Consider the following 16434-nt stretch of genomic DNA (forward strand, 5'->3'; position numbering starts at 1 on the left):
AACATAAGACGCCGATACATTAAGTAATCCTTACCTTTTAATCTGCAGATTGGCGAAAGCAAATACAATAGCTTCAGTTTCATGATAAGGGAGCTGGCGAGGTTTGTCAAGGAAGTTTTTCTTTCCCGTGAATTCCCTTTGAAGTTGAATATTGAAAATTGACTGGAGAATTGTGGATTACTTTGTATATGTTATGACAAGCCATTGCGCTCTCAGCAAAACCATTTAGTATTAATTTTAGTTTGCCTGAATAAATAGCTATATCTCCGATTGCATATATCCTATCTCTACTGGTTTTAAGTGTAGCTGGGTCGACAGTTATGCGGCCATGTTCTAACTGTATACCCCAATTGTTTATTGGACCAAGATTCATTGACAGTCCAAAAAATGGCAGCAAAAAATCAGCGGATATTTCTTTTTCTTCCTTAGAGGCAATGTTTTTTACTATCACTGCGCTCAACTGCCCATTACTTCCTGCTAGTTCGTGTAATTGATATGGCACTACCAGTTCTATTTTTCCATCAATTTCAAGTGATTCTAATTTATTTCTAGTTTCAGGAGTGCAGCGAAATTCCTTTCTCCTATGTATCACATAAATTTTCTTTGCAACTTGAGAAAGTTCTACAGTCCAATCAGCCGCAGAATCACCCCCCCCTGCAATGACTATAGTTTTATCCTGAAAATCAGAAATTTTATTTACACTGTAAAATACAGATTTATTTTCATATTCTAATATACCACTTAAGGGTGGACGGTTAGGTTCAAACATTCCATTACCTGCAGCAACAATAACCGCCTTACATTTTACCTCTGTACCTATGCTCGTTATGATAGTAAAGTTTTCACCTTCGTTATTTGAAATCTTTTCTACTTTTTGACTTAAATGGTAAATAGGCTTAAATGGCGAAGCTTGCTCCATTAGCTGCTCAATTAATTTTTGGGCAGTAATTACAGGATAACCAGGTATATCGTATATTGGCTTTTCTGGGTAAAGAGCTGTGCATTGTCCTCCTGCTTGATCCAAAACATCTATTATATGACATTTCATATCAAGCATTCCCGCTTGAAAAGCAGTGAATATTCCAACAGGTCCTGCACCTATTATTACTATATCGGGTTCCATATTCAGATGGTGATCTATTTATAGATATTAGCTTTCTTCGCTAACAAGGTCAATTTACAAAGGGATGTATTTTTAAAAGATGTGGCTAGATTAGATAAGATTTCCAGCGTTATGAACCACATAGTCCAAATAAGCTCTAAAAATCAGCTAGCATAGCGAGATGCTGTGCGGACGGAATGGGATTCGAACCCATGGTACGCTCATCACGTACGTCAGTTTTCAAGACTGGTGCCTTAAACCGCTCGGCCATCCGTCCATTTCTTTTCTATCACAACATTTGATTTTAAGCAATCTATAAAAGCTTTACTTGCCCACGCAAAAGTTGCTAAACACACTACTCAATATTTCCTCAACATTAATAATCCCAATCACTGCACCAAGTTCAAATGCAGCAAGCCTCAAATCTTCAGATATCAACTCAATTGGATTATCGATATTAAAACGTTGTAAATGTTCCAGTGCTTTCTTCATGTGATTCCTATGTCTTTGCCGAGTGATTACAGGAGTGTCTCTATCATGCCCAAATTTTTCCTCTGCCTTCTCTTTTATGAGAGAGATCAATTTGTTTGTACCTATTTCCTTTAGAATAGAAATGGGTAAAAGATCTATGCCATTAATTTTTATATTGTGATTATTGATAACATCGTCAGCTTTGCTCAATACATAAATGGTGTCATTTTGGTCTGATGTCATGCAAGTAGCTGACACTGGTTTCCAGCTTATCTCATCATGAACATTGTTTTCAGCACATGTTTCTAGAATCCATTGTCTATTGCATAATTTGCAAGTATTTTTATATCTGGATCCCAGTGTCAAGCACTGGGATGACACCGTTTGTTGATTACAATATTTGCATAGTTGTGTGTCAACGACAGATGGTATATTGCCTGTGGCTTGATAATTGACATCGTGTCGTTGTTCAAAAGGAAATAGCTCTATTCTTAAATCAGCTTCAAAAGACCTCTTTTTCGCTCGACTTATACCTTCTAATTCTATTGGATCTGAACTTTCACGAATTCCAGCAGTATCAGAGAGAATGATTGGGTATCCGCCAATGTCAATATGAGCTTCAAGTATATCTCTTGTTGTGCCTGCATATTCAGAAACAATAGCAATATCACGCTTGGCTAAGAAATTAAACAGAGTTGATTTACCGACATTTGGTTCACCAGTTATTACAATATGTAAACCCTCACGCAACCTTTCGCCCCGTCTATTATCATTTAAATGCTCTTGTATCAACTGCACGAGAGATTGCACTTCATTATTAATTTTTTCCAATTCACTTTTTTCTGCCCAAATGTCCTCTGGAAAGTCTATATATGCTTCGATTTTGGATTGTATCGTTATTAATCTTTGCCTCCAATTGCTGTATAGTCTCTCCAATTCTCCTGATATCTGCTTAATCGCTTGTTTAGCTTGCATTTTCGTCTCAGCATCAATTAAGTCTGCAATCCCTTCTATTTGCGTTAAGTCAAATTTACCATTTAGAAAAGCCCTAAGTGAGAATTCTCCAGGCTTGGCCATAACGAAAACTTTTGATAATTCCTCCAAGATGATTTTTATAACTGCCTTGCTTCCATGCACTTGTAACTCTATAACGTTCTCGCCAGTGAAACTGTTTGGAGCAGGGAAATAGATGATTATTCCATTATCTATCAATTGACTGGAATCATCATATAGATCAACTAAAGTAGCAAATCTTGGTTTAATTTCTTTCTTAATATGAAAATGATTTAAAGCTTTAAGCGCGTAGTTGCCTGAAATTCTGATTACTGCAACTCCTGACTTACCAAATACGGTCGATAAAGCGAAAATAGTTTCATTTGTGTTTGTCATTATTTATATAAACTACTTAGCAATATTACACTTAAGAAACCAAAATACCTAAAAAGTCACCCAGGTGAAAATATTTATTTTGAAAACTGATAATATGATTTATAATGACTGACACAAGTTTTAAATATTTTATGCTCAAGAAATTAGCTTGGTACTGGTCTTTTGTAGAGTTAATTAAAGGGTTTGTTATTACATTAAAATATATGTTTAAGCCAAAGGTTACTTTGAGGTATCCTATGGAGAAGGGCCCTTTAAGTCCAAGGTTTCGTGGTGAGCATGCGTTGCGTAGGTATCCAAACGGTGAAGAACGATGCATAGCTTGTAAATTATGTGAAGTTATCTGCCCTGCTCAAGCAATAGTTATTGAAGCAGAGGAAAGAGAAGACGGTAGTCGCCGCACCACGCGCTATGATATTGATATGACAAAATGCATATACTGCGGACTTTGCCAAGAGGCATGTCCAGTTGATGCAATTGTTGAAGGTCCTAACTTTGAATTTGCTACTGAAACAAGAGAGGAGCTAATGTACAATAAAGAAAAGTTATTGCGTAATGGTGAAGTTTGGGAAGACGCAATTGCACTCAGGTTAAAAAAGAATAGGCCTTATTATTAATGTTCAGAGCTTATAACCCTGTTATCCATTATGATTTAGGGGCAGTGCCCACTAGGGGTGGTGTCATCCCAGTAGCTGATACACAACTGTACGAACATTTGTTTGCGAGGGCAGTATGTTAAATGTTATAGCCTGTTTTGCCTCAAACACAAAGGTGTCATTCCAGTGCTTGACACTGGGATCCAGTAAAATTGATTGTGAACAAGCACACTATACAACATTTTCAATGAAATTACAAAAAAGCTGGATTCCAGTGTCAAGCACTGGAATGACACCATTTGCTGTGCAATTTACCTTCGAAAATGAATGTTCGTATGGCTATGTGCGTGACACTGGGATGACACCGTTGGAAGAAGCAAACCGCCTTCAAGCTACATGTCCGTATAGGTTTATTTATGGTTAGGATTACTTTTTCAACCGAACAAAAAGTAAAAGAATACAGTGGTAAAGTCATTGGCTTTGATATATTACAACCAGATGCTTTGAAAGAAGCAATTGCCTTTAAGGTAAATGGTGAGTTGCATGATCTCTCACGTGAAATTGAAGCTGATGCAGAGATAGAGGTGATACAACTGAGTGACGAAGCGGGTTTAGATATAATAAGGCATGATGCTGCTCACATAATGGCACAGGCAGTGAAAGAGCTATTTCCTAATACTCAGATTACTATCGGCCCAACAATTCAGGACGGTTTTTACTATGATTTTGCTACAGGTCGTACCTTCACTACGGACGATCTTACCGCAATAGAAAAGAAAATGAAAGAGATTGTAAAAAGTAACCACAGATTTGTTCGAGAAGTTTGGACTCGCAAGCAGGCAATTGATTTCTTTAGTGGTATAGGCGAAAAATATAAGGTTGATATTATCTCATCCATACCAGAGGGTGAAAACCTAACTGTTTATAGGCAAGGTGATTTTATTGACCTATGTCGTGGTCCGCACTCACCATCAACCGGCAGAGTTAAAGCGTTTAAACTTATGAAAGTAGCGGGTGCATACTGGCGAGGTGATGCAAAGGGCCCAATGTTGCAGCGAATATATGGTACAGCATGGAGAAATAAGGATGAATTAAACGCTTACCTTGAGTGCCTCAAAGAAGCAGAAAAACGTGATCACCGCAAAATTGCTAAGGATATGGATTTATTTCACATTCAAGAGGAAGCTGTTGGGCAGGTTTTTTGGCATGAACAAGGATATATTCTATATAATGTTCTTGAGTCTTACATCAGAAAGAAGCTAATAAATAATGGCTATTTTGAGGTAAAAACTCCTATTTTAGTAAGTAAAGAGCTGTGGGAAAGATCTGGACATTGGGATAAGTTTCGTGAAAATATGTTCGTTGTTGACGAGTCTGAAAATAAAAAGTTAGCAATAAAGCCTATGAATTGCCCTTGTCATGTGCAGATTTTTAATTCTCACACCAGAAGCTATCGTGATTTACCGATACGTATGGCAGAGTTTGGCATATGCCATAGAAATGAAAGCTCAGGCTCATTGCACGGACTGATGCGAGTGCGTGGTTTTACGCAAGACGATGCACACATTTTTTGTATGGAAGAACAAGTGAATTCTGAGACTATAAAGTTTTGTGACCTTTTAAAAGAAGTATATTCAGAGCTTGGATTTAATGAAATTTCTGTGAAATTTTCAGACCGTCCAGATATTAGAGCAGGTAATGATGAAGTATGGGATAGAGCTGAAAAAGCGCTGCTTGAAGCCGTTAAAGAAGCGGGCTTAAGTTATGAACTGAGCCCTGGTGAAGGTGCATTTTATGGTCCAAAGCTAGAGTTTGTTTTAAAAGATGCAATAGGCAGAAGCTGGCAATGTGGAACATTACAAGTTGATTTCATTTTACCAGAACGTCTGGGAGCTTTTTATATAGGGGCAGATGGACACAAGCATCACCCTGTCATGTTACATAGGGCAATTCTTGGAACTTTTGAACGTTTTATTGGAATTTTGATAGAAAATTATGCAGGAAAATTTCCAGTTTGGCTTGCTCCAACGCAACTTGCTATTCTGACCATTATAAATGAAGCTGACGGTTACGCCACAGAAATTAGCAATATTTTAAAAGAACAAGGTGTGAGAGTCAAGACTGATTTGACCAATGAAAAAATTAGTTATAAGATACGTTTGCATAGTCTAAACAAGGTTCCTATATTGTGGATTGTAGGCAAAAATGAAGTTACAAGTAAAACTGTGTCAGTAAGAAATTTAGGATCGGAAAGACAGGAGTCTTTTTCTTTGGAAAAGGCTAATGAATCGCTGTTAAAAAGTATTAATTTGAATTAAGGGAGTTAAAGTTTGCAAGTTAAAAAGAACAATAAAAACAGAATTAATGGATTTATCACAGCTAAGGAGGTACGCTTAGTTGATCATAGTGGTGAAATGGTCGGAATCGTGCCAATAGAACGAGCTTTGGAATTTGCACAGGGTGTTGGTTTAGACTTGGTGGAAATTGCACCTGATTCAACCCCTCCAGTATGTAAAATTCTGGATTATAGCAAGCAAAAGTATGATATAAAAAAGAAAGCAAGTGAAGCAAAAAAGAAACAAAAAACATTAACTATAAAAGAAATTAAACTGGGTCCCAATATTGGTGATCACGATTACGGAACAAAATTGCGTCAAGCAAGAGACTTACTTGCCCACGGACATAAAATTAAAGTCACAATGAGATTTAGAGGGAGAGAGCTTATAAACACTGAAGTTGGACTGGAAAAATTAGAACGGCTAATTCGAGACACTGAAGATATCGCAAAGGTAGAATTGGCACCTAAAAGAGAAGGGAATCAATATTTTTTAGCTCTGGTTGCTAAGTAGCAAAACGGCTTAAGAAGTATAAGTAAGGTTAAATTATCGCTCTCTCTCTTTGATAACATGGCGAAAATGTCTTATTAATCCTTGAATCGGCCAAGCTGCAGCATCGCCAAGCGCGCAAATTGTATGTCCTTCTATTTGAGTTGTAAGGTCAAGCAGCTTATCTATTTCATCAGGCTTAATATCTCCTGCCACCATCCTCTTCATAATCCTCCACATCCATCCAGTACCTTCACGGCATGGTGTGCATTGTCCACAGGACTCATGCATATAAAAGTGTGATAACCTCTCTATTGCAGCTATTATATCAGTTGATTTATCCATCACTATTACAGCAGCAGTACCAAGCCCTGATTGTGCAGTTCTTAATGAATCAAAATCCATTTCAATAGTATCGCATATAGATTTTGGAATTAATGGCACTGAAGACCCACCAGGTATTACAGCAAGTAAATTATCCCAACCCCCTCGCACTCCACCTGCGTATTTTTCAATCAATTCACGTAGTGGAATTCCGAGCTCTTCTTCAACATTACACGGGTTGTTTACATGTCCTGAAATACAAAAAATCTTAGTACCAGTATTATTTGGTTTACCAAGAGATGCAAACCATTCTCCTCCGCGATTTAGAATATCTGGAACCATGGCTATAGTTTCAACGTTGTTTATTGTGGTTGGACAGCCAAAAAGTCCAACACCTGCGGGAAATGGAGGTTTCATGCGAGGAAAGCCCTTTTTTCCTTCAATTGATTCAAGTTGAGCTGTTTCTTCTCCACATATGTAAGCTCCTGCACCCCTATGGATAAATACATCAAGATCATAACCTGATTTGCAGGCATTTTTTCCAATTAAGTTTTCTTTATAGGCTTCCTCAAGTGCTTTTTTCAGAACTAAATATTCATTATAAAATTCACCCCTGATGTAAATATACGCAACTGATGCGCTGATCGCTTTGCCGGCTAGGAGAATTCCCTCAAGTAACTTATGTGGCTCATATCGCAATATATCTCTATCTTTACATGTACCAGGTTCTGACTCATCTGCATTGACTACTAAATATGCTTTTGGAAGATTCTTGGGCATAAAGCTCCACTTAAGGCCGGTGGAAAATCCTGCACCCCCTCGACCTCTCAAACCAGATTTCTTTACTTCATCAATGATCTTTTCTGATCCTAAATCCAGTAATTCCTTTGTTTTTTGCCAGCTACCACGTTTTTTTGCACCCTCAAGTAGTGGAGTTCCTTTACCATTTAGGTTGGTGAATATTTTGTCTTGTTCTTTTAGCATGTTTTTCAAAATTTGTGAGTGATCCCGACGCGATTCGAACGCGTGACCCACTGATTAAAAGTCAGTTGCTCTACCGGCTGAGCTACGGGATCATTTCATTTTTCAGCTATACTAAACATCAATACAGTTTTTATCCGTTTTAATCAAACTAAAATTTTCATGTGTGGTTAAATAAATTATATAATATACTGCGTTAGTGATAATTTAGTTAAAAAATCTATGAATAATTTAAAAAAATTTCCAAAGGAAAACTTCTTGTTAATTTTCAGTTCACAGATTTATTTGGATGGTGTGACGTATAACGCTAAGGAGACAAAAAAATAGAGAAGTGTGTACACCCTGCAGAATTTGTACGCTATTTAGCAATAGCCTAATAGATAAATATTTCTTGCATTTCAGCCTGAGTGATTTATGCTTTAAGCAAGAATTACCTGGGGGTATAGCTCAGCTGGTAGAGCATCTGTTTTGCACGCAGAAGGTCAGCGGTTCGATCCCGCTTGCCTCCACCAGTCTATATTAGCTCTAGCCGCCACAAAACCTGTCAAAGCAGCTTATTTTAATCTATGAGGATTTTATACTACTTCCCTGAAAATCCCTATTTCTTTTCGTAACTTTTCTCTACACAAGTAATGTTGGTTATTACAATTGTAATATATACCAACTTAACAATAAATTAACCAATAAATGTTAGAATACTAACAATTAATTTATTGGTAACGCCTATGAGTGGAAAAAAGCATGTTTTTAAGATGGTACCTGGAAAAGAGGTGTTTAGAAAAACCCCGACTAAATTGATAAAGTGGCCTGAAGGTTATGATCCTACAATGTCTATTAAAAAAGTTGAGCTTGTATCGCTGGATGATAAAAACGATGTAGCACTAGGCTTATTACCTATAAAACTTTGCGGCAGTTCTTGCCTAGACAGTTACATATGTCTGGAGGAAGAAAATGAAGGAAATCTGGTAGCCAAAGATTATAAAAGTGATTCTAACTTAGATTATGTAAAAAGTAACCATACATTTGTATATTACGGTAATGAGTTGGCTAAGTTATCATATACAAGAGAACTTGTGCAGCCTTTCAAAACTATGTGTAGCAGTTCTATTAAATCAAAAAAATTGGAATACAAATATGTAACATGGGAAGATTCAGATACTGGCAACAATAAATATTATTTTTCAGACGAAGCAGGAAATATAATCGATTCACCTGACAATGAGGTATTACAAGACATTATGTTATACTACGGTGAGAGACATATAAGAGATGTGCTACTGTTGCTATCAAGCACGTTTACCAAAGTTTTTATTCAGGGCCTAACAGACGACCAACTAAAAACTCTTACCAATACTTTTAGTAACGAGCAACTGCAAAAAATCATTCCTGAACTGAGTTCAAACCAGTTGCAAGCTTTAGTAGATCATCTAACCAATCACCAGCTAAAAACCCTCGCTCAGGAACTAAATCCAGAAAAGTTACAAATAATTGTTCCTATTTTAAATGATACTCAGCTTGAAGCTCTAGTGAGAAAATTAAATTCAGAGCAAGTAAAAGAAATTTTACCTCACTTAAAAGTGGATCAGTTCAAAGCACTTATTAAAACTTTAAATGACGAGCAATTTACAGTGCTTGCAAAAGACTTAGCTGAGCACCACTTGACAATACTCTCCAAAGAATTAGAAGGTGATCAGTTGAAAGCTTTAGTAAATAGTCTGCAAGAAGACCAACTGAAAGACTTAGTTAATAAGCTTGATCATGATAAACTTGGCATAATTGCTCAGGATTTAACTGATTCTAATAGGATTCAGATTATCATTAAGTCTTTAGCTGACAACCCAGAAAAACTTCAAGCTTTTGCTCGCAATATGTCTAATGAGCAGTTTAAAGAACTTTTGGATAACGTAGGTGCAGAAGAGCTTAAAGACATCATTCACAAACTGCCTTATGAGAAAGTAACAGCTGTGATTGGTGATCTTGGCAATCAAGATCAGTCTAAAGCTATTATTGATGCATTAAAAGGGAAACTTGACGAGCAGAGTAAACAGAACAAGGAAATGATTGAAATGCTCAAGCAAATCAAGGACGATATGCCATATTCTGCACATGACCTAATTCTTAGAGGTTGTCCGGAAACAAGTAAAAGGCTATAATATCTGAAATTTTAGTACGGGGTAAAGATGAGAAAAAAGTATCCAACAGATCTAAGCGAAAGGGAATGGGCAAGAATAGAAAAACACTTCAGAGTATCATACAAGAAAGGAGGAAGGCCGCCAAAGTATAGCAAAAGAGAAATATTAGAAGCAATTTTCTATGTATTGCGTACAGGGTGTCAATGGCGGTATTTACCAAATGATTTTCCGCTATGGAAGACTGTGTATGAGCAGTTCAGGCAATGGAAGAAGCAGGGAATTTTTGAGAAAATGAATTATGAAATTACAAAATATAGTAGAAGAAAAATAGGAAGGAATGAGCAGCCGAGTGCCTGTATAGTAGATAGTCAATCTGTAAAGACTACAGAAAAGGGGGGATCAAAGGCTATGATGGAAGTAAAAAAAGTAAAGGGTAGAAAAAGGCATATAATTACAGACACTCAGGGTTTTATACTAGGTTGTTACGTAGGCGCTGCTAACGAAAATGATAGAGATGGTATTAAAATAGCATTAAACAATATGAGAACAAAATATACTAAAGTTAAAAAAATGTGGGCTGACATGGGATACCAAGGAAGAAATTCAAAGAATCACATAAAGGAAGAATATGACATAGATATTGAAATTGTTACAAGGCCTCCATGTAGATTTTGGGTGCACAAAGATACGCCACCTGAGCTACTACCAACAAGAGAACAAGGGTTTAAAGTACAGCCAAGAAGATGGGTTGTAGAAAGGACTTTTGCTTGGGTTAATAGGAATAGAAGGCTATCGAAGGAGTATGATTTACTCACAACATCCACTGAGAATTTCATATACCTAGCTATGAGTAGGGTTATGTTAAAGAGGGAATATGCTTGAATTTACTAGTTTCCGGACAACCTCTAAGACTGATTTAGAAATAAAATATTTGCATTTCTAATTTTGACTTGTACAATTAAAACACTTAGATTTATGTGGGGGAATTATGATTAGTTTGAGAAGAAGCGATCAACCAGGCACTTCAAGGGAAAGTGCTGAAGTAGTTTTTGTTCATCAACCGCCCATGGAGGTAGGGAGGAAATTATTTTTTTTTGCAGAATCTTTTATGAGTAATGCTTACATCTTATTCGAATCAGCTAAATCTCACCAGATGTCAAAAAGGGGATTTGCTAAAAAAGTCTTAAAAGAATTTCCGGTTTCATTCGCTGGGGCGATGGCAGGTTGTGCAGTTACCGGTTCCTTTTTAGGAGCTGCACCTTCAGCGACATTATTTACCAGAAACGTTACTAGTACGGTTATTAGTAGTCTGTCTAGGAGAAAAAGAAAAGCTGACAAAATTGTTGAAATTTTTGAATCCAAAGCTAAGATTGCTTCCGATCTAATCTTATTGGAAGCTGGAATTAAAATTTTCCAAAGTTTTGAAAAGCAATTTATAGAATTGACAGGTAGTCGACTTAATACTCCAGTCCTGTCAAAGCTATCATTATGTGCTGTCCTTAGAGCAGTATACTATGCTTGTGAAAAATTGGAGGATTTATCGGTTGATTCGATAATAGAAGGTGTTCTTTTAGGTGACATTGAAGGATTAGATGAGTCTTCAATTAGCTTTAAGCACAATGGACGATATGTGTCTTCTAATAAAGTATACAATCAAACGGGTATAATTATAAAGGAAGAATCAAACTCTGTGTATTTACAATTTTGCGGAACTTCTGGCGATCAATACGGCTACAGACATCCTTTAAGCTTTGAGGAAGAAGGGGTTGGCGCTATAATGAAAAAGCGAAAAACAGTCCACGTGAATCGCAATTCAACTGTCCAAGAAGATGAGTATCAATATACTTTAGGAGGAATAAATTTAGAAGAGAAAGCTCAGGAAATACTAGAACAAATCAAAATCAAAGGAATAGCTCAGAAAGGTGATATTGCTTCTCTTAAAAGTGAAATAAATAGTATAAAGGATTTGATTATAAATCAAGGTCCAGGAGGTGGACAAGGTCCAGGAGGTGGACAAGGTCCAGGAGGTGGACAAGGTCCAGGAGGTGGACAAGGTCCAGGAGGTGGGGAAAGTAGACAATCAGAAGGTTCTAGTAGTGATAATAGTCCAATAGCAATGCTACGTTGTTTGTCACTTCGTCGAGGTGACACCAGAGTTTCTTCAGATAACTCAAGTGGAACTGGTGGAACTCAATCAGCTTTAGAATATGCTGAATATGAGAAAGCCATTTTAAAGGCAGTGAAGAAAGGAAATTCAAAGCCGATTTGGTTTGAAGTAAAAGGTCCAGTGGCATTATTTACTGGAAGAGAAAAAGAATTAAGTGATTTACATAGTAGGATACAAAGTTCAGAAAAAACGTCAGTGATATCACAAATGGTGTCTATTGTTGGGTTGGGTGGCATAGGCAAAACTGAGTTAGCTAGGAAGTATGCGCAAAAATATTTCAGGGATTACGACGAAAATGTAATATGGATAAATGCTGGGGGCAAGGCAGAGCTTGTACGGTCTTTTCTTGGATTAGCTAGAGATAATAGGTTGGGGATTAATCTTGATTGCAGAGATGGAAAGAAAAAGACTGCAGGAGATATTGTGAAAGAAGTATATAGTTTTTTTGCAGATAGGAAAAGTCTCTTTATTTTTGATAATGCTTGGAATGTTAAGTGTCTAAAGGAGTTTTTACCATTGTACTCTCTAAAATCTAGTGATAACAAGCCTTATATTTTAATTACTTCTCGTGATCGAGAATTGGAAGGAATAGGATGTATAGAACTAAAAGGGTTGTTATCAGATGATGCGTTGCAATTTGTAAAAAAAGGACTGGAGATAAAGGATGATTCTCAAGACGAAGAAATAGAAGAATTGGTAAGTATAGTGGAATCTTTTCCCTTAGCTCTACGACAAGCAGTGTCACATATTCTAGATCAAAGGTCAGGTAGGTTTGGTCTTAGTAATTATTTGAATCAATATAACAAAAAGAAAAAGGAACTGCTTGGTTCTGATGTGTTTATGGGTGTTGATAATACTTATACTAGTACAACTTTTACGACGTGGAAGGTTACACTTGATATGATATTAAGTAATAAAGAACATGGATGTCTGGCTTTAGAGATTTTGGACATTGTGTCTTATCTTGAACCTCGGAATATCGATAGGAGAATGTTTTTAAATTTAGCGGGAGGTGATGAGAATAAGTTGGAGTTAGCTATTCGTTTGCTTACAAGATATTCTATGGTGAACGGTAAACAAGAACAAAGCACACTAAATGTTCAAAGATTGGTTCAAGAAGTAATCCGATTACAATTAGATGATCAGAAAAGAACGAAAGAGGTTATCAAAAAGACTTATGAATTACTAAAAAGTCTTTTCCCTGTTGGTATTGAAGGTGTGGAAGACTATGATAGGAAGGAACAGTTGTCACCACACTTAGAGGAGTTTTTGTTTCATGTAGAGAGTTGGGCAGCAAAGGATCCTGAAAGTGCATCAGATGTAGAAAGATGTTATGTACAGCCTTTATTATGGTTATTGGCTGAAGCATATTCCGACCTGGAAATAGCAGAAAATGAAGTATCAGTGCTTACAAAGCTCTTGAGGATTGAATCCCGACTTGGTGCAACTCAGGTGAAGGTGGCTAAAGTATTTATAAAACTTGGTAATGCTACTGGATTTTTACAAGACGATATTGGAAAGATCTTATATCTTGAAAAAGGTATAGAAATTTTAAAAAATTATCCTGGTTGTGCTTCTGAAACAGCTTATGCACTATTAAATCTTGCTGATGCTCAGCGAAATTTGGGAGAAAATGTTGCAGAAATCAATAGTCTTGAGAAGAGCATAGAGATTTTTAGAGAGCTTTATAGAAATCAGGGTTCTCCTTATGATCATGAAGTATCTGGAGCTTTTGTAAAACTGGTTGATGCTTGTCATACTTTGGGCTCTTATGTGGAAGAAACTAGTTTCATTTTAAACGAGGATTTACTGTCTACAGTTTACGAATGTTATTATCATAAGGATGAATTGTCATTAGCCAAGGTTCTGTTAGCTGTTGCTAGGGTTGGGAGTAACCCACATATAAAGAAGGTTCTAATTAAAAGAGCTATGTCCATTTTTTTAGACAAGCACGATTCTTCTCTTTCAACATCTAGATATGTCATGGAATGTTGTGATCTTGAGAATGAACTGGAGTATTCTATAGCAGAACAAGAGTTTTCTGATAAACTTATTAGCTTTGTTTTTGAGCAAAATTCTTTTTTGAGTAAATACCAAGCAACTGATTTACTATTAGAAATAGCTCAACATTATAAAGAACAAAATAATATTTATTATGAGATGATTGCGCTTGAAAATGCCTTTGTTACTTGTGTTTTTTTTAATCCGAGTGGTGATTTTGCCTATCACAAATTGATTGACCTTTTGTGCAGAATTGCTAGTGCTCATAGGGATACTGACAATTATTATGAAGAAGTCGATTGTCTTGAGGAAGCCTTGAGTTATTATGAACAACTTTCTACTAGCGATCTTGATACAATGTTAAAAATAAGATTAAGACTCGGTATTGGTTATAGAGATTTAGAGAATTATGATATGCAATATTATAATCTTGATATGGTATTAAAGACTTTAAAAGGTTCATTTAGTATCAATAATGCAAAATATCATACAATAGTAGCTGAAGCGCTAGAAGGCTTTATTGATACTTGCTTATATTTTAAAAAATATAAGCAAGTATTTAGCTACGTTAGTCAGAGCTCGGAAGTTATTAGTTTAGTTGATTATTCTGACGAATATCAGGCTTCTACTGTACACAGAGTGCTATTAATGCTTGAAAAAGTTTATAACATTTTAGGTGAGCATGCTAAAGGAAGATCCTGCAAGGAGAAAGCTTTGTTGGTTATGGAAAGATTAAATGAAGTGGATTTCCAAACATCAATTGGTATACTAGAGGAGTCTAGTGGTGTGCATGCGTATCCAAGAAAAGAACAGGGGGGTGGAGAGGTCTCATCATCTGGGTATTCGTTAAATAAGAAAGCAAGGGAAAGAGGAAGTGTAGAAATTGCTCACAAGGATTCATTGGATAAAGAAGAATTTACAGGGAAAAAAAGGAAGTTATTAAATGCTGATGATAGAATAAAAAGAGTAAAGAGTACTGGAAAATTTAGTAGTCAGGTTGCCGAATTTTCTAAGCAAGTGTCTGAGAACAGAACTATGGATGTTGAAGAAGCACTTATTGCAGAGATTAAAAATGTAGATCCAAATGCGGTAGGTTCAAGAATTATGAATGTTGCAAAGAAGTTTAAATCGTTACCCAATAATTATCTTAATGAGGTATCGGTTGTTAGTAACTCGACTGGATTTCAGAAATAATATGTAATATCTTCTTTAAAAGACAAGATTTTATCTGACACAGAAGAATTGATGTAGTAAAAATTAATATAAGACTCTTGTCTAATCCTACCAATGTTTTTCTGAAAAGCAAATATGTTTACTGTCAAAAAATGTTTGTATAGGTGTAGAAGTATTCGCTGAGTGAGGTCTTGTTTGATTATAAGAACGCAACCAAAGATCAACATCAACCTGTAGATCTTTCAAAGAACTAATGTTGTAACGCTCATCTTGTATAATTCTATGAAATCTTTCATATATGCTATTAGAGGTTGTCCGGAAACTAGTAAATTCAAGCATATTCCCTCTTTAACATAACCCTACTCATAGCTAGGTATATGAAATTCTCAGTGGATGTTGTGAGTAAATCATACTCCTTCGATAGCCTTCTATTCCTATTAACCCAAGCAAAAGTCCTTTCTACAACCCATCTTCTTGGCTGTACTTTAAACCCTTGTTCTCTTGTTGGTAGTAGCTCAGGTGGCGTATCTTTGTGCACCCAAAATCTACATGGAGGCCTTGTAACAATTTCAATATCTATGTCATATTCTTCCTTTATGTGATTCTTTGAATTTCTTCCTTGGTATCCCATGTCAGCCCACATTTTTTTAACTTTAGTATATTTTGTTCTCATATTGTTTAATGCTATTTTAATACCATCTCTATCATTTTCGTTAGCAGCGCCTACGTAACAACCTAGTATAAAACCCTGAGTGTCTGTAATTATATGCCTTTTTCTACCCTTTACTTTTTTTACTTCCATCATAGCCTTTGATCCCCCCTTTTCTGTAGTCTTTACAGATTGACTATCTACTATACAGGCACTCGGCTGCTCATTCCTTCCTATTTTTCTTCTACTATATTTTGTAATTTCATAATTCATTTTCTCAAAAATTCCCTGCTTCTTCCATTGCCTGAACTGCTCATACACAGTCTTCCATAGCGGAAAATCATTTGGTAAATACCGCCATTGACACCCTGTACGCAATACATAGAAAATTGCTTCTAATATTTCTCTTTTGCTATACTTTGGCGGCCTTCCTCCTTTCTTGTATGATACTCTGAAGTGTTTTTCTATTCTTGCCCATTCCCTTTCGCTTAGATCTGTTGGATACTTTTTTCTCATCTTTACCCCGTACTAAAATTTCAGATATTATAGCCTTTTACTTGTTTCCGGACAACCTCTAAGTATGTATTTACTGCTTACCTTATTTTGATTAACATATGCATAAGACTT

General features: G+C 36.2%; 11 protein-coding genes, 3 tRNA genes and 1 pseudogene. 8 read left to right on the forward strand and 7 right to left on the reverse strand.

Translation table 11 applies throughout. From position 1 onward, the window contains the following. Positions 1–106 precede the first annotated feature (106 nt). From ABWU31_RS03895 to mnmE, 3 genes are all read right to left on the reverse strand, one after another. Positions 107–1123, reverse strand: a complete 1017-nt coding sequence (locus ABWU31_RS03895) for an NAD(P)/FAD-dependent oxidoreductase (RefSeq protein WP_353271086.1) — start codon at positions 1121–1123, stop codon at positions 107–109. A gap of 168 nt (positions 1124–1291) precedes the next feature. Next, positions 1292–1379, reverse strand: a tRNA-Ser gene (locus tag ABWU31_RS03900). Between the two features lie 47 nt (positions 1380–1426). Next, entirely contained in the window at positions 1427–2962 is a 1536-nt protein-coding gene (gene mnmE, locus ABWU31_RS03905; protein WP_353271087.1) for a tRNA uridine-5-carboxymethylaminomethyl(34) synthesis GTPase MnmE, read from the reverse strand. Positions 2963–3093: 131 nt separating this feature from the next. Here mnmE and nuoI point away from each other — a divergent pair, with 131 nt between their 5' ends. The 4 genes from nuoI to infC all read left to right on the forward strand — a co-directional run bounded on the left by nuoI (position 3094) and on the right by infC (position 6404). Further along, positions 3094–3576 (forward strand): NADH-quinone oxidoreductase subunit NuoI, encoded by a 483-nt coding sequence (gene nuoI / locus ABWU31_RS03910; protein ID WP_038199316.1) that lies wholly within the window; start codon positions 3094–3096, stop codon positions 3574–3576. A 115-nt stretch (positions 3577–3691) separates the two neighbouring features. Beyond that, positions 3692–3979 carry a hypothetical protein gene (locus tag ABWU31_RS03915; protein ID WP_264338021.1) on the forward strand — a complete coding sequence of 96 codons (288 nt, stop codon included), beginning with the start codon at positions 3692–3694 and terminating at the stop codon, positions 3977–3979. After that, positions 3972–5873, forward strand: coding sequence for a threonine--tRNA ligase (gene thrS, locus ABWU31_RS03920; RefSeq protein WP_353271088.1), 1902 nt, complete (start codon positions 3972–3974; stop codon positions 5871–5873). Before ABWU31_RS03915 ends, thrS begins: the two co-directional genes overlap by 8 nt. Positions 5874–5885: 12 nt before the next feature. Beyond that, positions 5886–6404, forward strand: a complete 519-nt coding sequence (gene infC, locus ABWU31_RS03925) for a translation initiation factor IF-3 (RefSeq protein WP_006279610.1) — start codon at positions 5886–5888, stop codon at positions 6402–6404. Positions 6405–6437: 33 nt separating this feature from the next. Here infC and nuoF read toward each other — a convergent pair whose 3' ends face one another. Beyond that, positions 6438–7688 (reverse strand): NADH-quinone oxidoreductase subunit NuoF, encoded by a 1251-nt coding sequence (gene nuoF / locus ABWU31_RS03930; protein WP_353271089.1) that lies wholly within the window; start codon positions 7686–7688, stop codon positions 6438–6440. Positions 7689–7707: 19 nt separating this feature from the next. Beyond that, positions 7708–7780: transfer RNA gene (locus ABWU31_RS03935), tRNA-Lys, on the reverse strand. A gap of 341 nt (positions 7781–8121) precedes the next feature. On the opposite strand from ABWU31_RS03935, the gene ABWU31_RS03940 reads away from it, so the two are divergent. The 4 genes from ABWU31_RS03940 (at position 8122) to ABWU31_RS03955 (ending at position 15179) form a co-directional block, all read left to right on the forward strand. Further along, positions 8122–8197: transfer RNA gene (locus ABWU31_RS03940), tRNA-Ala, on the forward strand. 213 nt (positions 8198–8410) lie between these two features. After that, entirely contained in the window at positions 8411–9838 is a 1428-nt protein-coding gene (locus ABWU31_RS03945; RefSeq protein ID WP_338482588.1) for a magnesium transporter MgtE N-terminal domain-containing protein, read from the forward strand. Between the two features lie 27 nt (positions 9839–9865). Next, complete coding sequence (locus tag ABWU31_RS03950; protein WP_353271068.1) at positions 9866–10699, forward strand: IS5-like element ISWpi1 family transposase; 834 nt, start codon at positions 9866–9868, stop codon at positions 10697–10699. A gap of 106 nt (positions 10700–10805) precedes the next feature. After that, positions 10806–15179, forward strand: coding sequence for an NB-ARC domain-containing protein (locus tag ABWU31_RS03955; RefSeq protein ID WP_353271090.1), 4374 nt, complete (start codon positions 10806–10808; stop codon positions 15177–15179). On the opposite strand, the pseudogene ABWU31_RS03960 reads toward ABWU31_RS03955, so the two are convergent. Then, a pseudogene (locus ABWU31_RS03960) lies at positions 15170–15467 on the reverse strand (integrase core domain-containing protein); the annotation flags it as partial. The gene ABWU31_RS03955 and the pseudogene ABWU31_RS03960 sit on opposite strands and share 10 nt — an antisense overlap. A gap of 22 nt (positions 15468–15489) precedes the next feature. Next, complete coding sequence (locus ABWU31_RS03965) at positions 15490–16323, reverse strand: IS5-like element ISWpi1 family transposase (RefSeq protein WP_353271068.1); 834 nt, start codon at positions 16321–16323, stop codon at positions 15490–15492. Positions 16324–16434: the final 111 nt, after the last annotated feature.

It is taken from the genome of Wolbachia endosymbiont (group A) of Alloplasta piceator (genome assembly GCF_964028505.1).
Classification (GTDB): Bacteria; Pseudomonadota; Alphaproteobacteria; order Rickettsiales; family Anaplasmataceae; genus Wolbachia; species Wolbachia pipientis.